The 22376-nt window shown below is 71.9% G+C and carries 17 protein-coding genes; 9 read left to right on the forward strand and 8 right to left on the reverse strand.

Annotated elements, in window-relative coordinates:
* Positions 1 to 55: 55 nt before the first annotated feature.
* The 4 genes from IE278_RS00270 to IE278_RS00285 all read left to right on the forward strand — a co-directional run bounded on the left by IE278_RS00270 (position 56) and on the right by IE278_RS00285 (position 4039).
* Complete coding sequence (locus IE278_RS00270) at positions 56 to 1015, forward strand: LysR family transcriptional regulator (RefSeq protein WP_189767484.1); 960 nt, start codon at positions 56 to 58, stop codon at positions 1013 to 1015.
* Between the two features lie 89 nt (positions 1016 to 1104).
* Complete coding sequence (locus IE278_RS41775; RefSeq protein WP_213089691.1) at positions 1105 to 2337, forward strand: SRPBCC family protein; 1233 nt, start codon at positions 1105 to 1107, stop codon at positions 2335 to 2337.
* 148 nt (positions 2338 to 2485) lie between these two features.
* A complete protein-coding gene (locus IE278_RS00280; protein WP_189767485.1) occupies positions 2486 to 3019 on the forward strand; it encodes a GNAT family N-acetyltransferase in 534 nt (177 codons plus the stop codon).
* A gap of 369 nt (positions 3020 to 3388) precedes the next feature.
* On the forward strand, positions 3389 to 4039 hold the full coding sequence (locus IE278_RS00285) for a DUF4360 domain-containing protein (protein ID WP_189767487.1): 651 nt from the start codon (positions 3389 to 3391) through the stop codon (positions 4037 to 4039).
* 113 nt (positions 4040 to 4152) lie between these two features.
* Here IE278_RS00285 and IE278_RS00290 read toward each other — a convergent pair whose 3' ends face one another.
* The 6 genes from IE278_RS00290 to IE278_RS00315 form a co-directional block, all read right to left on the reverse strand.
* Positions 4153 to 5445 (reverse strand): alpha-glucoside ABC transporter substrate-binding protein, encoded by a 1293-nt coding sequence (locus IE278_RS00290; protein ID WP_189767489.1) that lies wholly within the window; start codon positions 5443 to 5445, stop codon positions 4153 to 4155.
* Positions 5442 to 6683, reverse strand: a complete 1242-nt coding sequence (locus tag IE278_RS00295) for a GlnX family signal transduction membrane protein (protein WP_246569635.1) — start codon at positions 6681 to 6683, stop codon at positions 5442 to 5444. Before IE278_RS00295 ends, IE278_RS00290 begins: the two co-directional genes overlap by 4 nt.
* Complete coding sequence (locus IE278_RS00300; RefSeq protein ID WP_189767491.1) at positions 6680 to 9103, reverse strand: serine/threonine protein kinase; 2424 nt, start codon at positions 9101 to 9103, stop codon at positions 6680 to 6682. Before IE278_RS00300 ends, IE278_RS00295 begins: the two co-directional genes overlap by 4 nt.
* A gap of 149 nt (positions 9104 to 9252) precedes the next feature.
* On the reverse strand, positions 9253 to 9615 hold the full coding sequence (locus IE278_RS00305) for a cupin domain-containing protein (protein WP_189767493.1): 363 nt from the start codon (positions 9613 to 9615) through the stop codon (positions 9253 to 9255).
* 155 nt (positions 9616 to 9770) lie between these two features.
* Positions 9771 to 11270: a metallophosphoesterase family protein gene (locus tag IE278_RS00310; RefSeq protein WP_189767494.1), complete on the reverse strand. Its 1500-nt coding sequence runs from the start codon at positions 11268 to 11270 to the stop codon at positions 9771 to 9773.
* Positions 11271 to 11552: 282 nt separating this feature from the next.
* Positions 11553 to 11969: a RidA family protein gene (locus IE278_RS00315; protein WP_246569638.1), complete on the reverse strand. Its 417-nt coding sequence runs from the start codon at positions 11967 to 11969 to the stop codon at positions 11553 to 11555.
* 169 nt (positions 11970 to 12138) lie between these two features.
* Between IE278_RS00315 and IE278_RS00320 the strand changes: the two genes are divergently transcribed.
* Genes IE278_RS00320 through IE278_RS00335 form a run of 4 tightly spaced genes read left to right on the forward strand, consistent with a single transcriptional unit; the run spans position 12139 to position 17750 of the window.
* Positions 12139 to 12621: a cupin domain-containing protein gene (locus IE278_RS00320; RefSeq protein ID WP_189767496.1), complete on the forward strand. Its 483-nt coding sequence runs from the start codon at positions 12139 to 12141 to the stop codon at positions 12619 to 12621.
* Positions 12618 to 13544 carry an acyl-CoA thioesterase gene (locus IE278_RS00325; RefSeq protein WP_189767498.1) on the forward strand — a complete coding sequence of 309 codons (927 nt, stop codon included), beginning with the start codon at positions 12618 to 12620 and terminating at the stop codon, positions 13542 to 13544. Before IE278_RS00320 ends, IE278_RS00325 begins: the two co-directional genes overlap by 4 nt.
* Before the next feature lie 41 nt (positions 13545 to 13585).
* Positions 13586 to 15355: an AMP-binding protein gene (locus IE278_RS00330; RefSeq protein ID WP_246569641.1), complete on the forward strand. Its 1770-nt coding sequence runs from the start codon at positions 13586 to 13588 to the stop codon at positions 15353 to 15355.
* A gap of 13 nt (positions 15356 to 15368) precedes the next feature.
* Positions 15369 to 17750, forward strand: a complete 2382-nt coding sequence (locus IE278_RS00335) for a bifunctional salicylyl-CoA 5-hydroxylase/oxidoreductase (RefSeq protein WP_189767500.1) — start codon at positions 15369 to 15371, stop codon at positions 17748 to 17750.
* A 91-nt stretch (positions 17751 to 17841) separates the two neighbouring features.
* Here the strand turns inward: IE278_RS00335 and IE278_RS00340 are convergent, their stop codons facing one another.
* Together IE278_RS00340 and IE278_RS00345 are read right to left on the reverse strand one after the other, a co-directional pair.
* Entirely contained in the window at positions 17842 to 18261 is a 420-nt protein-coding gene (locus IE278_RS00340; RefSeq protein WP_189767502.1) for a PPOX class F420-dependent oxidoreductase, read from the reverse strand.
* A 234-nt stretch (positions 18262 to 18495) separates the two neighbouring features.
* The gene (locus IE278_RS00345) at positions 18496 to 19308 is read right to left on the reverse strand and encodes an SAM-dependent methyltransferase (RefSeq protein ID WP_189767504.1); all 813 of its coding nucleotides are present in this window, start codon (positions 19306 to 19308) and stop codon (positions 18496 to 18498) included.
* A 389-nt stretch (positions 19309 to 19697) separates the two neighbouring features.
* Between IE278_RS00345 and IE278_RS00350 the strand changes: the two genes are divergently transcribed.
* A complete protein-coding gene (locus IE278_RS00350) occupies positions 19698 to 22277 on the forward strand; it encodes a glycoside hydrolase family 127 protein (RefSeq protein WP_189767506.1) in 2580 nt (859 codons plus the stop codon).
* Positions 22278 to 22376 lie beyond the last annotated feature (99 nt).

Below are 22376 nucleotides of genomic sequence, written 5' to 3' on the forward strand. Positions count from 1 at the left end.
GTCGGCTGCCGACGGAACGGGTCCTACCGGCCGGACAGCCGTTGTAATGGCGAACATGACGCTGACTCAGCTGCGCGCATTCGTCACAGTGGCCCGCCTGGGATCCGTGAAGGGTGCCGCCCAGTCGCTCGGAGTGACCGAGGCAGCCGTCTCCGGGGCGGTCGCCGCGCTCCGCCGCGAACTGGGCGACGTGCTCTTCATCCGGGCCGCGGGCGGGATCAGCCTCACCCCGGGCGGCAACCGGCTGGCCGCGGGCGCCGCCGAGATCGTGGGTCTCGCCGAGGAGACCCGGCACCGTGTCCGCCAGGCGAGTTCCGGCACCGCCCATCTGCGCGTCGCGTCCACGGAGGCCGGGGTGGAACAGGTGCTGCCCGCCTTGCTGACGTCCTTCGGCCGCAGGCAGCCCGACCTCGATGTGGAGACCCTCGCCGTACCGGTGGCGGTCTTCGGCGATCTGCTCCGCGACCGGCGCGCCGATGTCACCATCGGGCCTGCGCCGCATCCGGCACCGGCCGTCGAGTCGATACCGTTCCTGCGCTTCCAGCTGGCCGTCGTCGCCGCACCGGACCACCCGCTGAAACACCGGCAACGGCTGGTCCCCGCCCAACTGGCCAACGAGCCATGGCTGCTGGGCCCGGCCGGGCTCGACCCGGACACCCTGTCCGGTGCCTTCCTCGCGCACACCGGGGTCGAGGCCACCGGTGCCAAGGCGTTCCCCAGCGTCACGGCCTCGCTCAACGCGGTGGCCGCAGGGGCCGGGCTGTCCGTGGCCTTCCTGCACGTCGTCCGCGACGACCTGCGGCGCGGGTCACTGATCCGGCTCGATGTCGCGGGCGCGAGGCTGAGCGGCATGCTGTACGCGAGCGCGCTCACCGGGGAACGCCGCTCGACGACGGCCGCCGCGCTGTGCCGCTTCGTGACGACACCGGCCGCGACGCAGGCGGTGCTGACCCGGTCCAACGGGGTTCCCATGAACGAGTTCCGTCCGCCGGTCCACGTCACCATCTGGAGCTGACGTCTGCCTTCCCTGCCCGCCGGGCGTCTTAAGCAAAGGCTGAAGAGCGCGTTGACGCTCCGGCGGGCCGCGCCCATGGTGTGTCCGTCATGGACTTCACCAACGAGTTCCGAGTGAACCTGCCGCCCGACGGGGCCTGGGCCCTGCTGACCGATGTGGAGCGGATCGCTCCCTGCATGCCGGGTGCCCAGCTCACCGGCGTGGACGGCGAGGCCTACAACGGCGTCGTGAAGGTCAAGGTCGGCCCCATGACCGTCCAGTACAAGGGGGTCGTCTCCTTCGAGGAGAAGGACGAGGCGGGGCGTACGGCGGTACTTCACGCGCGGGGCCGTGACACCCGGGGTCAGGGCAACGCCGACGCCAGGGTCACCGCCCGGCTGGCGCCGGACGGGGACGGAACACGGGTCACCGTGGACACCCGGCTCACCATCACGGGCCGGGTGGCGCAGTTCGGCAAAGGAATGATCGAGGAGATCAGCGGACGACTCCTGACCCAGTTCGTCGACAACCTGGAGGGCCAACTGGCGGCGGAGCGGCGCCGAGCGCAACCGGCACCCGGTACGGGCGAACCACTGCAGCAGGCGCCACAGCCACAGGGTCAGCCCCAGGCTCAGGCGCCGGTGTCTCCGCCAGCGCCCGTGCCCGCGGCTGGCCCGGAGCCTGGGCCGACCCCGGCGGCTGCGGCTGCGGTGGGGTCGGCCACCGGGCCTGACACCGGCCCGGGCTCCGGCGCGGAGGTCGCGGCGCCGGCCGCTACAGCTCCGGGCATCGGCCTGGGCCACGGCCAGGGCACGGGGCCCGACATCGGCGCGGGCTACGGCGCGGGCACCGGCCTGGACGCTGGCCTGGGCCACGACTCGGGCATCGGATCGGGCCTCGGTGCGGAGGCCGCGGCGCCGGCCGCTGCAGCGCCGGGCACCAGCCCGGACCACGAACCGGGCAGCGGGCCCGACACCGGCGCGGGCCACAGCGTAGGCACGGGCACTGGCACCGGGCCCGAGACCGGCGCGAGCCACGGTGCGGGCACTGGCCCGGGCTCCGGCGCGGAGGTCGCGGCGCCGGCTGCTGCGGCTCCGGGCACCACCGTGGCTGACGGCTCCACGACCGGAGCCGGGCAGGGGCCCGATCCGGTGAGCCCGGCGGCTTCCGCCGCCCCCGTGTCGGACGGGGGCCGCCCCGCGTCCGCACCGCCCGCCCCGGCGGAGGTGCAGCCCCTGGACCTGATGAGCGTGGCCCGCGGCGCCGTCCTGAAGCGCGTCCTCCCGGCAGTGCTGGTGCTGGCCGTGATCGTCACCGTCCTGGTCGTCTGGCTCACGAGCTAGAGGCGGGCCCGCCGGTCTCTCGCGAGGCGAGGGGGTCGGACGTGCCCGGGGTCGGACGCCCTGCTGTCGGCGCCCCGGCTGACGACCACGGCGACCCGCGGAGACCGCGGATTTCGCGCTTGCGTCCGCGTGTCGACAGGATGGGGGTATGAACGACATCCGTACCCCCCGCCTGCTGCTCCGCCGCTGGCAGGACGACGACCTCGTGCCCCTGTCCGAGATCCACGCCGACCCGACGGTGATGCAGTGGATCGGCGACGGCCGGCCGCGGTCCCTGGAGGAGACCGCGGAGGACATCGAGGCGTGGGAGGAGGAGTGGGACGAGGAGGGTTTCGGGGTCTTCGCCGTCGAACTCCTCGGCTCGGGCGAGCTCGCCGGAGCGGTCGGCCTGTACGTCCCCGACTCCCCGCCCGAGATCGCGGACAGGATCGCCATCACCTGGCGGCTCGGCCGGGTCTACTGGGGCCAGGGGTACGCGTCCGAGGCCGCCCACGCGGCGCTCGAGTTCGCCCTTCAGGACCGCGGCATCGACCGGGTCGTCGCCGCGCCCCGCCCGGGCGACAGCGCCTCCGCGAACGTACTGGAGAAGCTCGGCATGACGATGGAGGGTGCCGTGCAGGACCCGGTCCACGGACACGACCTCCGGCTGTACACGATCGACCTGACGGAGTACGAGGGCTGACCCCACGCGACGCGCGCACGGCCGGCGGCGGACGCGCCGGCGGCCGGGGTCGACGGCCATGCACAAATGGCCGGAGTTCGCCCTGGCCCGTCACGGTCGGGCTACGTACGATGCGATCGCTCCCGGCCTTCACAGCGTCTTCATTGAACCTTCACAGATTCGGGGCCGCGAGTGCACCCGAGCGGTTGGCATGCAGTTGATGTGTCGATGTAGTTGATTGATTGACATGTGCATGACTGTGCATGACTGCTCACCCCGATCCCATGCACCTGGTCCGCGACGGCCCCCGTACACGGAGGCCGCACCCCCCATTTCGCGGCGGGGCACGCTCCCCGCCGCCGGAACACCGACGCAACGGATGGGAGCACCATGACCGGTGGGCTGTTTCTGAGCGGCGCGATCGCCGCTCTGTTCGCCACCGCACTGCCCGCGCACGACCCGTCCACGGGGATCATCGACCCGCCCCCGGACAAGATCGTCATCAAGGTCGCCACGGTGAACGGCTCCGGCTGTCCCCAGGGCACCGCCGCCGTCGCCGTGTCCCCCGACAACACCGCCTTCACGGTGACCTACAGCGACTACCTCGCCCAGGTCGGAGGCAACTCCGATCCCACCGCGTTCCGCAAGAACTGCCAGCTCAACCTGATCGTCGCCGTGCCGGGAGGCTTCACGTACGCCATCGCCAGCGCGGACTACCGGGGCTTCGCCTCGCTCAAGTCGGGGGCGAGCAGCACCCAGAAGGCCTCGTACTACTTCCAGGGCTCGTCGAACACGGCCTCCATCACGCACCCCTTCAGAGGCCCCTACGACGACAACTGGCAGGCCACGGACACCACGGAGTGGGCCCAACTGGTCTGGGCGCCCTGTGGTGTCCAGCGGAACTTCAACATCAACACCGAACTCCGCGTCAACGCCGGCACGTCGGCCCCCACCAGTACCAGCTTCATGACCATGGACTCGACGGACGGTGAACTCAGCACCATCTACCACCTGGCGTGGAAGGAGTGCCCCGCGTCCTGAGCGCCTGAAGTGACCGATCCGCAGGCCCTGATGTGAAGGGCCTGGACCGGGTCCCCTCGGCCGGCTCCTTCGCACCGGGAGCCGGCCGACGGCGTACCACCGGCGTACGGCGTTCAGCCGCCGGGGCCGGCGCAGATGTCCTCGGGCGGCCGGAACGAGCGGGCGTCGTCCGCGTCCTCGTCCACCTGCGCCCGTATCGTCTCCAACTGCTCCAGCAGCGAGGCGAGATGCTTCTCCGCGGGGTCGCGGAAGAACTCCAGGACCGCCCGGTGGAAGGCGTCCCGCAGCTCCGGCGGCATCACGTCCGACGCGTCGAAACACAGGGTGCGGGCCGTCGAGTTGAGCAGGCCGTCGATCTCCTGCTCGATGACGTTCGCGGGCTCCGTGGGCGGCAGCCCCGTCGTGTTCGGGAACAGCGGACGCACCGCGGGGTCCGCCTCGGCCCGCCACCGCTCCCGCCCGGCCTGGCTCGACAGCCGCTCGACCAGCTCCTGGGCGTCCGCGTCGTCGCTGAAGACGGCCGCCATGTCACCGGCGACCTCGAACGCGTCGCGGTTCTCGGCCCGTCCGCGCAGGAACCGGGCCGACGGCTCCACCCGGATGTCGTCGCCCGCGTACACGTACCGGATGAAGGCGCTCTGGTGCTCGTGGGTGCACGCGAAGCCGGGGGAGTTCAGCAGCCCGCGGGGCCCGGCAGGGCCGGACGTGCCTTCGTACGACGTCGTGAGCGACTGTTCGACGGAGTCGTCGGTGCGGCCGGCGAGCAGCTCCGCCCAGGTCGTCCACGCCCGTACGACGTCCGGATCGCGCCAGCTGAGCCTGCTCGTGGCCCACTGCGCGTAGCGGCCGGGACCCGCCTGGTGGAGCAGGATGTCCTCGATCCAGTCCGTCCCGGGCCAGCCGGACGTGGCCTGCGAGGCGAGCCCCACACACCACGACGGATCGTCGCTCGGCGTGCCCTCCTTGCTCCACACCAGACTCTTCAGGTCGACTTTCAGCGGCACCCAGTAGGTGCGGCGGCTGCCGTCCACCAGGAGTTCCGGCGCCCAGGGGGAGAAGGCGCGTTCGCGGGTCGGCTCGGCGAGCGGCTTCAGCTGGTCGCGGCGGGCGTACTCGGTGAGCTCGCCGATGCTGTTGAGGACCGCCACATCCGGCGGGGTGTCCGCCTCCAGCTGCGAGACGAGGGTCTCGCGCAGGGAGCGGGTGCCCTCGTAGGTGTAGGTCCTGCCGGTCCCGTCGTCGAGCCGCTGGAGCGCGGACTCGAAGGCCTCGCCCTCCGCGCCGGTCCACGGGCCGAGGACGACGAGGGGGTCGGGGTCGTCCGAGGCGCAGCCGGGAACCAGGGCGAGCAGACACCCGGCCAGCAGGACACGCAGCCCGCGCCGGGCATGCGGGCGGCGGGTCATGAGACGGCTCCCGGACGGGCGACCACGAGGTATTCGCGGCGGTACGCGTGCAGGGCGCCGCCGGTGAGCCCGGCGGCGAGCAGACCCACGGGGAGGACGAAGGGCGCGACCCCGTCGAGGAAGGGGAGTCGGCCGTCGGACAGCGTCTCGTCGATGCGGGTCTCCAGTACCTCGACGGCTTGGGGATCGGGGCCGTCGAAGGGGCGTTCCTCGGCGATCGTCTCCGTCTCCGGAGAGGTCCGCTCGGCGAGCGCCTCGGCCAGCGGCGCGGACCGTGCCTGGGCGTCCTGCGCGAGCAGCGCGTCGGCCGTCAGGAGCGGTACGGCGAGCAGCGGCAGGGCGGCCGCCGCCAGCGGAACGCTGAGCCGGATGCGGAAGCGGCGGCGCAGGAACACCAGGGTGCGCCAGAGCCCGACGGTGAGCAGGACGAGGGCGAGCCCGGAGACCGCGGCCGCGGTGAGCACGCCCCCGCCCCAGGCGGCCCGTTCGGCGAGCCGGTCGCGCAACTCCCGCTCCAGTTCCGTGACACGGTCCACGATCGAGGTCGCGCCGGAACCGGTCGCCGACGGACACGGCGGATAGCGGTCCTGCCGGTCCGCGGCGGCCACCGGCTCCGAACAGAGCATGCTGCGCGCGTAGGTCAGCTCGGCGTCCCGCAGCACGGCGTCGTTCGCGTGGCCCTGGGCCCGGCCGATCCACCCCGTGTAGTCGACGACCAGCGCGGACACCACCCGCAGCTCCTGCTCCTCGGCCACGGTCAGGGCTCCGCTGCGGGTGACCTGGTTGAGGCTCTGCGTCGCCCGCGCCACCCGTGTGCGGTACCGCTCGCTGAGGCCGCCGAGTTCGGCCGCGCCCGCCTGGGCGAGGTTCTTCTCGGCCTCGCCCTGCGCGATGAACAGCGACGCCTTGGCGTTCGCGAGGCCGACCAGCGCGGGCGCCAGCTGGTCGCGCAGAGACGCTGAGTCGTCCCGTACGTCCATGTACGCCCACCCGAGCGTGCCGAACGCCACCACCATGAGCAGGGGCAGCGCGATGAGCCGGTCCCGCAGGAACGCGCGGTTGCGGCGGCCGGTGGGCGAGGGCCACAGATAGCGCCAGAGCCGGCGGGCGAGTTCGGCGACGACGACCACCGCTCCCCGCGCGGCCCGGCGCACACGTACGGGCGCCGTGGCCGCGGGCGGTGCGGTGGTGGCAGCCGCGTCCCGGGCCGTACGTCCGCGTCGTCCTGCACCGGTCACTCGCGGTCCGTCCGCGTGTTCTTTTCCCTCGGCCCCCGCGACGCCTCTGGCCTTGACCCCTCTGGCCCTTGTGACTGCTCTGACCCCTGCGACCCTCGCGGCTCCTGAGATCTGTGCGATCTCTGCGACCCCTGCGACGGCGTATGGGCGATCGTCCGCAGCCAGGCTGTCGCTCTTCTGCCGAGCCAGGGGCTGTCCCGGTGGTGCCGGAAGGCGAGGGGGCGGACCGCGTAGGCACGGTCCAGCAGGGTCTCGGCGACGGCCCCGTCCTCGGCGGTGGCGGAACGGGCGGCCTGGTGCGCGAGGGTGAGATAGAGACGGGAGAGTTCCCTGCGCAGACCGGGTTCGTCGGACGGCAGTCCCAGCCGTGCGTCGGCGCCCGCGGCGAGCCCGGCCAGCCCCGCCGCGTCGATCGCACCCCGGACGAGGGCGCCCCGTACCGCCTCCCACACCTCCGCCGTCATACGGACCCGGGCCTGCTCGTCCGTCAGCCCGTGCGCGTGGAACAGCCGGGCCAGCCTGGCCAGTACCTCGCGGAGCCGGTCGGCGGCCTCGTCCGGGCGCTCGGCGGTGCGCACATGCTCGACGCCGACGCGTACGGCCGCCGTCCGTGCGGCGGTCCGGTGCCGGGAGTGCTGCGGCACCGCGTCCAGGGCCCGTACGGCGTCGTCCCACGCGGGCTCCCCGCCCAGCGCGAGACGGGCCCGCGCCGCGCCGAACGCGGCGCTGCCGAGGGACGGGTTGCGCAGCCGGACCGCCTCGTAGAACGTCAGCGCCTCCTGCCAGCGGCCGAGGCGCTCGGCGCAGTAGCCGAGGGCCAGCTTCGGCGCGTACTCGCCCGGGATCGCCGCGAACACCTCGTCGAAGTGCCGCCGGGCCGCCCCGACCCGGTCCTGTCCGAGTGCGAGCAGTCCGCGGTGCCAGCCGAGCCGCCAGTCGTAGGGGGCGCGCTCGGCGCCTATCAGGGTCTCGGCGGACCGCAGTTCCCGCTCGGCGGCCGAGGTGCCGCTCCCGGCGCTGCGCAACCGCAGACGGCAGCGCAGCAGCAGGACCTCCGGCGAGTCCCGCCAGTCCCCGGTGTGCTGGAGCAGCGCCTCGGGAGCGGCGTCGGCCAGCCTGCTCAGCTCGGCGTGATGGAGGTCCTGCGGATCGGGCCGCGGCACGGGCAGTCGGCTGGCGACCTCGGCGGGCGACGGCGGCGCGTACGGGGCGGGCGCGTCGGGTGCGGCCCACCGGGTGACGGGCGGCGCCGAGCCGAGGGCCGCGTCGAGCGCGTACGGCGACTGGAAGAAGAGCGGTGACGGCTCGAAGGTCTCAAGGCCGGTCCGCAGTGACCGCAACTCCCGGAAGACACCCCGCAGTTGTTCCTCCATCTCGCGCGCGGTGGCGAACCGTTCGGCGCGTTCGGCGCGGGTGGCGCGGTGCAGTACCCGGGCCAGCGACACCAGGCCGAGTCCGTGGGGAGCAGGCGCCGTCATGGGGGGCGCTCCGGCGGCCCGGGGGGTCTCGTCGCCGTCCGGTGGGCGCGGTGTGCCGGTCGGCGGGCTGATCATGTCCAGTCGGCCCAGTTCCGCCAGGTCGGCGGGGCAGCGGCCCAGTCCGCTCAGCCGCCGCAGGGTCTCCCCGAGGCTGAACAGGTCGTCCTGGCCGGTGGACTGGCCGTTCGGGCCTACGGTCGGCGCCCGGAAACCCTCCGTCGTATGGCCGGGCAGGCCGGCCGAGCGGACGCTCCCCACATCGATGATCTTCGTGGCGGTGCCGTCGTGCATCACGTTGTCCGGCTTGAGGTCGCCGTAGACCTTGCCGGGCCGGTCGGCGTGCAGATGTCCGAGAGCGGCCAGGATCCGCACCCCGTAGGCGAGTACGAACTCGTGGAAGCGACCGCCGCCGAACTCGTCCGGGTTCACCTGGACCCGCGCCCGCACCTCCTCGAGCGTCAGGCCGTCCACGTACTGCAGGACGAGGAAGTCGCCGACCTCGGGATGGTGGCCGTAGTTGAAGACGCGGATGATGTCGCCGTGGCTGAGATCGACCAGGGCCCGCCGTTCCTGGGCCAGGGCGCCCGAGGAGGCCGCCGCCTGCTGCGGGTGGAGGATCTTGATGGCGACCTCGCGGTGGTCGACCTTGGTGTCGAGCGCGAGATACACCTCGCCCATTCCGCCGTAGCCCAGCGGCCGGATCAGCCGGTACTGCCCCGCGAGCAGCCGTCCCGAGGGCAGGGGAAGTGCTTCCCGGTCACCACCGTGGGACGCCGTGCGGTCCAGCAGGGTGATCGACGGCAGCAGCACGGGGTCGGGGCTCTCCTCGGGCAGGACGACATGCGCGGCCCGCAGAATCGGCGACGAGACCACGAGCGGGCCGAACGACGCGCTGGACTCCGGCGGTTCACCGGTCGCCCTGCTGCCCGCTGCCCCCTCCATGCGACCCCAGAATAGACGCGACGGCCGCCAATGACCCCGTGCCGAGGGGGAGATGCTGTGCCGGAGTCGACAGGCGGGTCCAAGGGGCGGCCGACCTGGGAGAGCCGCCCGATGGTCTCGGCGCGGGGCGGGTAGCCCGCCCGGGGGTGTCAGTCGGTGGCCTTCGCGTACTCCTGTGCCATGCCTCCGGCGAAGTCGAACACCACGGTGGGCTCGTCTCCCACGACCCAGGCGTCGTGGCCGGGCGGGCAGACGAAGACGTCTCCGGCACCGACCTCGCCCTCGGCCCCGTCGTCCATCCGGATCCGCATACGGCCCTGGACGACGTAACCGTTGTGGTGGACCAGACAGCTCTCGGTGCCCGCGATCGGTCCCACCGACTCGGACCAGCGCCAGCCCGGCTCGAACGTCGCCACGGCGAAGTCGAGCCCGGTGAGGTGCACGGCCTCCAGGTGACCGTGCGGGAAGTCCCGCCGTTCGTCCGGCTTCTCGACCGCCTTGATCTCCATCATGACGGTCCCTCCAATCCAGCCTGTGCAGCAGCGTCGGGGTCCGGCCGCCGTTGCCGTGCGGTCCACGGACACGCGGATCGGAGCCCCCTTTCCTTCATCGTCCGCCCGCGAGCCGGGCGCCGCCATTCGGGGGAACCGTCCCGTGGCCGCCCCGGTCACACCAGGGGGATGACCACCTCGTCCTCGACGGGCGGATCGAGTTCCTGCGGCAGGTTCCCCGTCGCCGCGAAGCAGCGCAGCCGGACGGATTCCGGGCTGACGTCCAGGCGCAGGAAGCACTTGAAGAACGGCGGACTGTACGTCGCCGACCCCGGCGAGAAGAGCCGGGTGTACGCCTTGCGCACCGGCAGGCGCAGCCGCGAGGTGCGGTCGGGACGGCCGCCCGCGCCCAGCAGGCTCGCGACGAGGCGGGTGCGCGGGGTGACCCGGGTGGAGCCGACCTGGGCCCGGGTCGGGGGGATGCCGAGCCGCCGGGAGACGACGGCGGTCGCCTGGTCCTCGGTGAGGGTGAAGAAACGCCGCATGCGCAGCCGGCGCCCGTAGAGCCCGCTGTAGAAGGCCAGTGAGTCGCCGCGCAGCGGATAGCAGCGGAAGTCGCCCTCCGAGACTCCGGCGACGGAGACACGCGGCATGGTGTGGGTCGCGTGCATGAAGGCCCCGCCGCCACCGGCGACCACGTACTGGATGGTGCGGCCGCCCACCGCCACCGGGTAGCGCTGGTAGTTGTGGATGTCACCGCCTATCGCGGCCACGTAGTGATGGGCGGGGTCGCGCACGATCTCGTCGACCGTGCCGCCGCCCTCGATGGGGCAGGGGTGGTGCTCGGCGTCCACGTACAGGGGGGAGCCGGTGACGAGGATCTTCGGGGTGTCTCCCGCGGAGACCTCGCGGAGCCAGCGGCCCTGCTCGGCGTCCACGGTTCCGAGGAGGCCGGTGTCGATGCCTATGATCCGCACCGGGCCCGCGTCGACGGCCCAGTACGGGCCCGGCTGGACGGCCTGTTGGGCGGGGGCCGAACGCAACTTCCTCGCCTGAGCGAGTCGTTGTTCGTCGGGGGCGCTCGGCTTGTGCCACAGCAGCGACCGCCACCAGGCCGACGACAGCCGGCGGGGCGGGGGCGGTGGCGCGAGGGGCGGCGCGTCGCAGAAGACGCGCATGAAGCCGTCCAGGTCCTCGTACCAGTCGTGGTTGCCGGGTATCGCGTAGATCGGCGCCTGGTAGTCCTGGTACGGGCGGAAGAACTTCGTGCCGTAGTCGTCGGCGGCGCCGACCGGGTAGATCACGTCGCTGGCGAGCACGGCGAACTCCGTGCCCTGACTCGCCTTCAGGAAGCCGGGTACGACGGCGTACTGCGGGTCGTCGCCCTCGCCGGTGTCCCCGATGACCATGAAGGAGAAGTGGTCCGGGGTGTCGCGTCTCACCACCTTGTCGGCCGGCGCGCCGGCGGCCGACCGCTGCTCCACCCAGCGGCTGCGGGTGTGGCCCGTCGGGTCGCCGAACAGCGAGGCGAGTGTGCCGTTGCGGGCCGGCCACAGGGTCCTGGGGTTCACCCAGGACAACTTCTCGGTCCGTTGCGGCATCAGGTGCGTGTACGCGCCGGGTTCCGTGCTGCCCCAGCCGGCGCCGGCCGCGGTGTCACGTGAAGAGTCAGCCATCCGCGAACGGTAACAACGCGGTTGGTTGTGGGTGGGTGGGGGCTGACCGCGCCGTTCCCCGCGCCCCTGAAAGTGTCCCGGCGGCGGGGAGCTTTTGGCTGCGGGGCGGTTGGGGTTGGCCGCGCAGTTCCCCGCGCCCCTTTGGGGCGTTTGGGGTGCGGGGGTTTTGGCTGCGGGCGGGTGGGGGCTGGGTGCGCAGTTCCCCGCGTCCCTAGGTGCCCCATAGGGGCGCGGGGAACTGCGCAATCTTTTTTGACGGTGCCGGGGGACTGCCCGCGGGGGTTACGAGCCGAGTGTGAGGCGGGCCTCCGGGATCACGGCCACGCCGAGGATCTCGATCATCGCTTCCGGCTGCCACAGCGCCGTGCAACCGATCCCGGCCATCGCCGGATAGACAGGGCCGGCCAACTCCCGCCACACCGCCCCGATCTCCTTGCCGTGCGCCTGGTAGTCGGGGATGTCGGTGAGGTAGATCGTCACGCTCACCAAGTCCCGCGGCTCCCCGCCCACCTCGCGCAAGGTCGTCAGGACATTGCCGAACGCCTGGCGGAACTGCTCGACGATCCCACCCGGCACGATCTTCATGTCGGCGTCGAGAGCGGTCTGCCCGCCCAGGTGGAGCGTGTTTCCCACGAGCGTTCCGTGCGAGTAGCCACGGGGCGTCGGCAGCGCCCCCGGGTTCACGGCGATGGGCGTCACGTGGCCTCCGGTTCGGACGGGGTCGGGCGGGCCGGATTGTTCGGGCGGTCGCGGTCCGGCGTACCGTATTGACAATAAATGACGGTCGTGAAAAAAACGAGACACCATACGCACCGCGCCTGCGATCACCCGCTCCCGAAGCCGTACGACCGGAACGGAGCCAGCCCTCATGGAGCCCGACCTCAGCAAGTACCGCCTGGAGGGTGACGCCTCGATGTACCGGCTGCCCAGCGGGATCGTCGCCCCCGTCGTGACGCGCGCCGGGGCGGAGAGCGCGAACACGGCCGACTCCGGCGGAGCCGTCCGCGTCTCGGGCGTCAGCATCCAGCACACTCCCGCCACGAAGCTGTGGTTCGGCAAGGTCAGCAACGACCCCGGCTACCGCTCGGTCACCCACCACCACGGTGAGGCCGAGACCGGCGGTTATGTCCTGTCGGGGCGGGCCCGTATCTACTTCGGCGAGAAGTTCGAGGACTACGTCGACATGTCGGAGGGCGACTGGGTCTTCGTCCCGCCGTTCATGCCGCACATCGAGTGCAACCTCTCCCGTACCGAGCCGCTGACCTGGATGACCACCCGGACGCCGGAGAACATCGTCGTCAACCTCACCGATGTCCCCGACGCCGACCTGCGTGACTGGCTCGACCGATGACGCCGGGCCCCGGGCCGATGGCGACCGGCACGTCACCGACCTCCGCGTTCTTCACCGACGCCGTCACCCTGACCCCCGCCCCGCCGGAACACTTCGACCTCGCCTTCACCGCCGTCACCCAGCCCTGCCCCTGGCCGAAGGCGTACGGCGGCGACCTGGTCGCCGCGGCGGCAGCGGCGGCCATGAGGTCGGTGACCGACACCAAGACGCTGCACTCGATGCACAGCTACTTCCTGCGCCCCGCCGACATCGGCGCCCAGGTGCACTACGAGGTGGAGGTGCTGCGCGACGGCCGCGGCTACAGCACCCGGCAGGTACGGGGATACCAGAACGGCAAGCCGCTGTACGTCTGCCTCGCCAACTTCGCCGCGGGGGAGCCCGGCGGGACCTTCCACGCGGAGTTCGCGGAGGTCGTCCCCGACCCGGAGGACCTGCCCAGTTCGGCGGCGTACCTTCAAGAGCGCAGCGGCGGCTCGATGACCGAGGAGTCGAAGGCCTACTGGTCCGCCGGCCGCAGCTTCGACATGCGGCACCTGCCCGGCCCGGTCTACCTGACGGTCGAGGGCAGACGACTGCCCCAACAGGCGGTCTGGGTGCGGCCGTTCGACAGACTGCGTACCGTCGAAGGGCTGACCGACGCCCAACGCGACCTGGCCGCGCTGGCGTACGTCTGCGACTACACGATCCTCGAACCCGTCCTGCGTGTCCTCGGCCTGGCGTGGGCCGACCCCGGGCTCGTCACCGCGAGCCTCGACCACGCCATGTGGTTCCACCGCTCCGGGCCGGTCGGCGACTGGCTCCTCTACGTCCAGGAAGCGGTCGCCGCCGACGCGGGCCGCGGCCTCGGCACCGGCCGCTTCTTCACACGCGACCACCGTCACCTGGCCACCGTCGTCCAGGAGGGAATGATCCGCCCCGCCTGATCCGCCGCCCGGTACCGGCGGCTCCCGGAAGGACTCCTCCGTTGACTCTTCCGCCCCCGATCCCGCCACAACGAACCCCGTCACCGGCCCCCACGGCGTATGCGGACACCTTCGCCCAGGACCACCTCCCGCCCGCACACCTGTGGCCGACGATCGAGTTCGCCACACCCGGACTGCGTCACCCGCCACGGCTCAACGCCGCCGCCGAACTCATCGACCGCCCCACGTCGGAGTTCGGGGCCGACCGTCCGGCACTGCGCACACCGGCCGGGGAGACCTGGACCTACGGGGAGCTGAGGACACGCGCCAACCAGGTGGCCCAGGTGCTCACCGAGGACCTCGGCCTCGTCCCCGGCCAGCGGGTCCTGCTCCGCTCACCCAACACCCCGTGGACTGTGGCGAGTTGGCTGGGTGTGCTCAAGGCCGGGGGAGTGGTCGTCACCGTCATGGCCGCGCTGCGCGCCCGCGAGATCGCGCCGGTCGCCGAACGGACCCTGCCCGCCCTCGCGTTGGTCGACCACCGGTGCGCCGAGGACGTCCACGTCGTACGCGACACCGTGCTGCCCTCGCTGAAGGTCGTCGAGTTCGGCGGCACCGGGCCGGGCGACCTCGTGGCCCGCGCCTCAGCGAAGTCGGGTGAGTTCACCGCAGTGGACACCGCCGCCGACGATGTGGCACTCCTCGCGCCGACCTCCGGCAGCACCGGCACCCCGAAGATCACCATGCACTTCCACCGGGACATCCTGGCCATCGACGACACCTTCGGCCGCCAGGTGCTGCGCCTCCTCCCGGACGACCTGGTCGCCTGCAGCGCCCCCTTCGCCTTCACCTTCGGCCTCGGCATGCTCGTCGTCTTCCCGCTGCGGGCCGGCGCCTGCGCGCTGCTGACCGAGGCGGTGACCCCGCCGGGCATGGCGGACCTCGTCGAGCGGCAGGGCGTCACCGTGCTCGCCACCGCACCGACGGCGTACAAGGCGATCCTGCGCGAGGGGCGGGAGCAGCAGCTCGCCGGACTGCGCGTCGGTGTCTCGGCCGGCGAACACATACCCGTCGGCACCTGGGTGCAGTTGCGCGACCGCGTCGGACTGCGGGTCGTCGACGGGATCGGCGCCACCGAACTGCTGCACATCTTCATCTCGGCGGCCGGTGACGACATCCGCCCCGGCGCCACCGGAAAACCGGTGCCGGGCTTCCGCGCCACGATCCTCGGCCCCGACGGCACGGAACTGGGCCCGGGCGAGCCGGGCAGGCTGGGTGTCATCGGCCCGGTCGGCTGCCGCTACCTCGACGACGAACGCCAGAAGGACTACGTCGTCAACGGCTGGAACGTCACCGGTGACGTCTTCCACCGCGACGAGGACGGCTACTTCCACTACCACGCCCGCGGCGACAACATGATCGTCTCCTCCGGCTACAACATCGGCGGGCCCGAGGTCGAGGCCGCCATAGACACCCACCCCGACGTCGCGGAGTGCGCCGTCGTCGGCCGGAGCGACACCGAACGCGGCGAGGTCGTCTGCGCCTTCGTCGTCCTGCGGGACGGCGTGAGCGCAGACGCCGCCAAGGCCAAGGAGATCCAGGACCACGTCAAACAGGTCATCGCACCCTACAAGTACCCCCGGGATGTGCGGTTCCGCGACTCCCTGCCACGCAACGCCAGCGGCAAACTGCAGCGCTTCGCGCTCCGCGCGGCCGTAGAGGAGGCGGTCATGGAGGAGACGGCCGTCGAGGACGCGGCAGCCGAGGGCGCCGTTGCCGAGGACGCAGCCGCCCAGGACGAGCAGACCACCACGGCCGCCGGCGAGCACTGAAAGAGGAACCCCCGTGAAGATCGCGATCGTTGGCGGTGGCCCCGGCGGCCTCTACTTCGCCGCTCTCATGAAACAGCTCGACCCGGCCCATGAGATCACCGTGTGGGAGCGCAACGCCCCGGACGACACCTTCGGATTCGGTGTGGTGTTCTCCGACGAGACGCTCGGCGGCATCGAGAACGCGGACCGCGAGTTCGCCGACGCGATGGCCCGCCGCTTCGCCCGCTGGACCGACATCGACATCCACTACCGCGGCCGGACCCACACCGTGGGCGGCCAGGGCTTCGCCGCGATGGGCCGCCGCGAACTGCTCGGGCTGCTGCAGCGCCGCTGCCAGGACCTGGGGGTGCGCGTCCGCTTCTCCATGCCCGCCCCCGACACCGGCGCGCTGCGTGCCTCGTACGACCTCGTGGTGGGCGCGGACGGAGTCAACTCCCAGGTCAGGGCCGCCCACCGGGACATCTTCCGCCCCACCCTCGACCAGCGGCACAACAAGTACATGTGGCTGGGCACGGACCGGGTCTTCGAGGCCTTCCAGTTCTTCGTCAGGCAGACGGAGTGGGGGACCATGCAGGTGCACGGCTACCCCTACTCCGAGACCGGCTCCACCTTCATCGTCGAGATGCACGAGGACGTCTGGCGCCGGGCCGGCTTCGACGTCACCGAGGAGACCGACTTCCCGCCGGGTGCCTCCGACGAGCAGGCCGTCGAGCGTGTCCGCGAGCTCTTCGCCGACGAACTCGCCGGGCACCAGGTGTTCGCCAACAACTCGAAGTGGCTCGGCTTCACCACCGTACGCAACGAACGCTGGCACCACGGCAACCTCGTCCTCGTCGGGGACGCCGCGCACACCGCGCACTTCTCGATCGGCTCCGGCACCAAACTGGCGATGGAGGACTCCCTCGCCCTCGCCGCGTGCCTGCACGAACACCCGGACACCGAGGGCGCGTTGAGGGCGTACGAGGCGGAGAGACGCCCCGTCGTCGAGTCCACGCAGCGGGCCGCCCAGGCCTCCCTCGAATGGTTCGAGAACATCGGCATGTACGCCCACCAGGAGCCCACCCAGTTCTGCTTCAACCTGCTGACCCGGTCCCGCCGCATCACGTACGACAACCTCCGCACCCGCGACCAGGAGTTCGCCGACCGCGTCGACGCGGCCTTCGCGGCCTCCCAGGGCCTGCCGGAGACCGCGCCGGCGATGTTCCAGCCCTTTCGGCTGGGGGAGCTGGAGCTGAAGAACCGGGTGATCGTCTCCCCGATGGACATGTACTCGGCCGTCGACGGTGTACCCGGTGACTTCCACCTCGTGCACCTCGGCTCGAAGGCCATGGGCGGCGCGGGACTGGTGATGACGGAGATGGTCTGCGTCTCGCCCGAGGGCCGCATCACACCCGGCTGCACGGGACTGTGGACCGACGGACAGCGCGACTCATGGGCGCGGATCGTGTCCTTCGTCCACGAGCGCAGCACCGCCCGGATCGGCCTCCAGCTCGGCCACTCCGGCCGCAAGGGCTCCACCCGGCTCATGTGGGAGGGCATGGACGACCCGCTGCCGGACGGCAACTGGGAGCCCGTCGGCCCCTCGCCCCTGCCGTACGGGCCCGGCTCGGCCGTCCCTCGCGAGCTGGACCGCGCCGACCTGGACGCCCTGGTCGCCGACTTCGTCGCCGCCGCCCGCCGCGGCGCCGAAGCGGGCTTCGACCTGCTCGAACTCCACTGCGCCCACGGCTACTTGCTGTCCTCGTTCCTCTCACCGACGGCGAACCGGCGCACCGACGAGTACGGCGGATCGCTCCGGGCCCGGCTCCGGTTCCCCCTGGAGGTCTTCGACGCCGTCCGCGCCGCCTGGCCCGCCGAGCGGCCGGTGATCGTACGGATCTCCGCGAGCGACTGGGTTCCGGACGGCAACACCGAGCACGACGCCGTGGAGATCGCCCGCGCCTTCATCGCCCATGGCGCGGACGCCATCGACGTCTCCTCCGGACAGGTCACCAAGGAGGAGCGCCCCGCGTACGGCCGCTCGTACCAGACGCCGTTCGCGGACCGGATCCGCCACGAGGTCGCCGCGGCCACCGGCACGGCCGTCATCGCGGTCGGAGCCATCGCGTCCTACGACGACGTCAACTCGATCCTCCTGGCCGGCCGCGCCGACCTGTGCGCCCTCGGCCGCACCCATCTCTACGACCCGCACTGGACCCTGCACGCGGCGGCCGAGCAGGAGTACCGGGACGCCGCCCGCCAGTGGCCGCTCCCGTACCGGGCCGGCGCCCGCAAGCCGCCGAGCGCCCGCACCGACGCCGTCCGCCCACGGCTCTCCCTGCTACGGGCCGAGGGGTCCGCGCAGACCGTGCACCTGCGGTGGCTGCCGTCCCGGGAGGCGGCGACTGTCGTGTGAGGCCTGCACGGGGTGTCTTCGGCGCGTTCGAAGAGGGACGGCCGTCCGTGGCCGGTCGCACAGTTCCCCGCGCCCCCGAACCCCGCGCGTCCTAGCCCGACTGGTTGCTGTCCTTCAGGGCGCCCCAGCCGTGCCACCGGTCGACCTCGATCCAGGCGCTGACCCGGTCACGGACGCGGTCGGGATAGGGTTCGCCGGTGTAGTGCCGGGAGATGCGGTCGATGTCCGCCAGGCCCTCGTCGTCCTTCATGTCCACGACCTCGCCCAAGAGGGTGACATGGGTGTACCAGTCCTCCCTGTCGAGCACGGTGAGGGTCACCCGGGGGTCGCGGCGCAGATGCTTCAGGCGCACCCGGCCCAGGTCCATGCTGATCAGCGCGCGGCCGTCCTCCCACATGTACCAGGTGGGTGTGGACACGGGCGCACCGTCCGAACGCACCGTGGCGATGACGGCCGCGTTCGGACGGCTCAGCAGTTCGACGGCCTCGGGCGGAAGCGGCGGCTTGGACATGTGCACTCCTCCATCTGGGCGGGCCCGCCGGGTGAGGGCCTGCCGCGAATGCATCCTCATGCCCCGCGTTCGCCCCCGCCACTCGGCGCTTACGCCACTTGATGCTCTCGCCTCACTCGGTGCTTCCACCACGCGACGCCGCGACCCCGCCGCGCAGGCGACGCGGCCCTCCCAGCCGGACAGGCTCCTGACCGGCAGACCGGCAGACCGGCAGACCGGCAGACCGGCAGACCGTCAGGGCTTCACGGCCACCGCGCCGAACTGCGGGACCGTGACGGGCGAGTCCGTACCGGGGTGCCAGTGCGTGCAGGAGACCAGGCCGGGTTCGAGGAACTCCAGACCGTCGAAGAAGGCGGTGACCTCCGCGCGGGTGCGTGCGGTGATCGGCGGGGTGGCGTTCTCGTTCCAGAACTTCATCGCCGCCACGTTGCCCTCGCCGCCGAGGTCGGGGTCGGTCGTCGGATGCGTGAGGACCAGGTAGCTGCCGGACGGGACCGCCGCCAGGACCTGCCGCACGATGTCCTGCGCCTTGGCGGTGTCGAGGACGAAGTTGAGGATGCCCAGCATCATCACCGCGACGGGCCGGTCGAGGTCCAGGGTCGCCGAGGCCCGTTCGATGATGCCCTCGGGGCGGTGGACGTCGGCGTCGATGTAGTCGGTGGCGCCCTGGGGCGTACTGGTCAGCAGGGTCCGCGCGTGGGCGAGCACGATCGGGTCGTTGTCGACGTACACGATGCGCGCGTCGGGCGCGGACCGCTGCGCTATCTCGTGGGTGTTGTCCAGGGTCGGCAGACCGGTGCCGATGTCCAGGAACTGCCGTACCACGCGCTCCTCGACCAGATGGCGGACCGCGCGTCCGAGGAACTCCCGGTCGGCGCGGGCCACGTCGCGGATGACCGGGAACATGCCGGCGACCTGGTCGCCGACGGCCTGGTCGACCTCGTAGTTGTCCTTCCCGCCGATCCAGTAGTTCCAGACCCGGGCGTTGTGCGCCACCCCGGTGTTGAGTCTCCCGGAACCGCTGGAGGGGGTCTGGTTCTCACTCATGTCTTTCCTCTCCCGGACGCGCGCGACTCGCCGCGCGTGTCCTGGGCGTCTGCGGCCGCCGTGGCGGCACCGAACCGTCGTTCCCGCCATTCTGCCGTCTGTTGATCACGCCGTCCCGGGATTCCGGCTCGTCCGCCCGGCACATCCGGCGGACGGCCGTCCCCGTGAGGCCGTACCGGTCCGGCGGCCGATGCCCAGCCCTTGATCACTTTGAACGATTCAAATCAGAGAGTGTACCCCTGGCAACACCCCTTCGTGCGCGAACCCTTGACGCGTGTGGTGTGCACACTTACCGTCTCCCGCGGACGAAGTAAAACGATTCAACTCTTCGCTGTTCGCCACCCTGCTTTCCGTCTGGTACTTCCCCTGCCCGGAAGGAGCACGGCGTCTTGCCCGCACCGCACGACCTGCCTCGCCCGTCCCGCCGCCGGATCCTCGCCGCCGCGTCCGCGGCGGCCGCCGCCTCATTTGCCCCGCTCGCCCCGCAGGAAGCCGTGGCCGCGACGGCCGGAGCGCGGGGGGCCGCCGCCAGGGCGGCCGGACCGCGGTCGGCCCTCACCGCTTTCCCCCTTGCCGACGTCCGGCTGCTGGAGAGCCCCTTCCTCGCCAACATGCGGCGCACCTGCGCGTATCTGCTCTTCGTCGACCCCGACAGGCTGCTGCACACCTTCCGGCTGAACGTGGGTCTGCCCTCCGCCGCCGAACCCTGCGGTGGCTGGGAGGCGCCGGGCATCCAACTGCGCGGCCACACCACCGGGCACCTGCTCAGCGCGCTGGCCCAGGCGTACGCCCACACCGGCGACGACGCCTACGCGGCCAAGGCCCGTTCCATGGTGTCCGTCCTGGCCGAGTGCCAGCGGGCCGCCCCGGCGGCCGGATACCACCCGGGATACCTGTCCGCGTTCCCCGAGTCCGTCTTCGACCAGCTGGAGGCCGGCGGGAAGCCCTGGGCCCCCTACTACACCCTCCACAAGATCATGGCGGGGCTGCTCGACAGCTACGAACTGGGTGGCGACCAGCAGGCGGTGGCCGTGCTGCTGGACATGGCGGCCTGGGTGGACGCCCGCACGGCGCCGCTCTCCGCCGAGCGGATGCAGTCGGTGCTGAAGGTGGAGTTCGGCGGTATGAACGACGTACTGGCCCGCCTCCACCTCCTCACGGGTGACGCGGCGCACCTGCGGACCGCCCGGCGCTTCGACCACGAGGAGCTGTACGCCCCGCTGGCCGCCGGCCGGGACGAACTCGCGGGCCGCCACGCCAACACCGAGATCGCCAAGGTGGTGGGAGCGGTGCCGAGTTACGAGGCCACGGGGGAGAGGCGCTACCTCGACATCGCCGAGTACTTCTGGACGACGGTCGTACGGGACCATTCGTATGCCGTCGGGGGCAACTCCGACCAGGAGCTGTTCGGGCCGCCCGGTGAGATCGTGAGCCGGCTGTCCGAGGTGACCTGCGAGAACTGCAACAGCTACAACATGCTCAAGCTCGGCCGTCACCTGTTCCTGCACCGTCCCTCCCGCTCGGCGTACATGGACCACTACGAGTGGACGCTCTACAACCAGATGCTCGGGGAACAGGATCCCGACTCCGGGCACGGGTTCGTCACGTACTACACCGGACTGTGGGCCGGTTCGGAGCGGCAGCCCAAAGGCGGCCTCGGTGCGGCGCCCGGCAGTTACAGCGGGGACTACGACAACTTCTCCTGCGACCACGGCTCCGGTCTGGAGACCCACACCAAGTTCGCGGACAGCATCTACTTCCGGACGCGTGACACGCGCGGGCCCTCCCTGTACGTCAACCTGTTCATCCCCTCCGAACTGCGCTGGCGGCACACGGGGGTGACGATACGTCAGGAGACCGGCCACCCCACGACCGATCGCACCCGCTTCACCGTCACCGCGGGAGACGCCCGCTTCACCCTGCGGCTGCGGGTTCCCGCCTGGGTGGCGGACGGCGGCCGGGAGCCCCGTCTCGAAGTCAACGGCCGACGCTTCCCGGGCCGCCTGAAGCCGGGCACGTACGCCGCCGTGGAACGCCACTGGCGCGCCGGGGACACCGTGGAACTCGTACTGCCCCGACGGCCCGTCTGGCGGGCCGCCCCCGACAACCCGCAGGTGAAGTCTCTCTCGTACGGGCCGCTGGTCCTCGCGGGGGAGTACGGCGACACCGCGCTCGCCACCCTTCCCGCGATCCGGCCGGAGACCCTGCGTCCGGTGTCGGGCGGTGGCACGGCGTTCACCGCTCTCGCCGACGGCCGCCGCGTGTCCCTGCGCCCGTTCCACGAGGTGCACCACCAGCGCTACAACGTCTACTGGGCCGTGGCACCGCGCCCCGCACGCGAACGGGACATCGCCCGCTACCCCTTCGACGAGGGGACCGGCACCTCGGCGGCCGACCGTACCCGCACCTTCACCGACGCGACCCTCGCGTCCGGCGCGGTGTGGGCCGAGGCCGACGGCGTGCGGTCCGTCTCCCTGGACGGGCAAGGGGCCCACATCGCGCTCCCCGCCGGACTGCCGAGCGGACTCGACGAACTGACCGTCAGTGTCCGGGTCCGCGTGGACACCCTGACCGCCTCCGCCCGTGTCTTCGACCTGGGGTACCACAAGTCCACCTATCTGTTCCTGGCGGCGACCACCGGAGCCCGGCGCGCCCGCGCCGCCCTGAAGATCGCCGGCATGGAGGCGGAGGACGTCATCGACGCGAGCGGCCCGCTCCCCGTCGGCCGATGGGTCCACGTGGCCCTCACCCTGGGCGGCGGCACCGGTGTCCTCTACCTCGACGGTGTCGAGGCCGGACGCAACGACGCCATGGTGGCGAGCCCGCTCCTGCTCGGCGCGAGCACCCGCAACTACCTGGGCCGCTCACAGAACACCACCCACCCGTACCTGCACGGCGCGGTCCGTGACTTCCGCCTGCACAACCGGGCCCTGAGCGCGTCCGAGGCGGCGCGCCTGGCGGCCGGCTGACCCCCTCCTTCCGGTGCTCCGCCGAGCACCGGCCTCCCTCCGCGTCACCACGTCCCGCTGTAGTACGAGCCCTTCCGCACACCGTTCCGTCCGGCGGGC

It is taken from the genome of Streptomyces tauricus (assembly GCF_014650955.1).
Classification (GTDB): domain Bacteria; phylum Actinomycetota; class Actinomycetes; order Streptomycetales; family Streptomycetaceae; genus Streptomyces; species Streptomyces tauricus.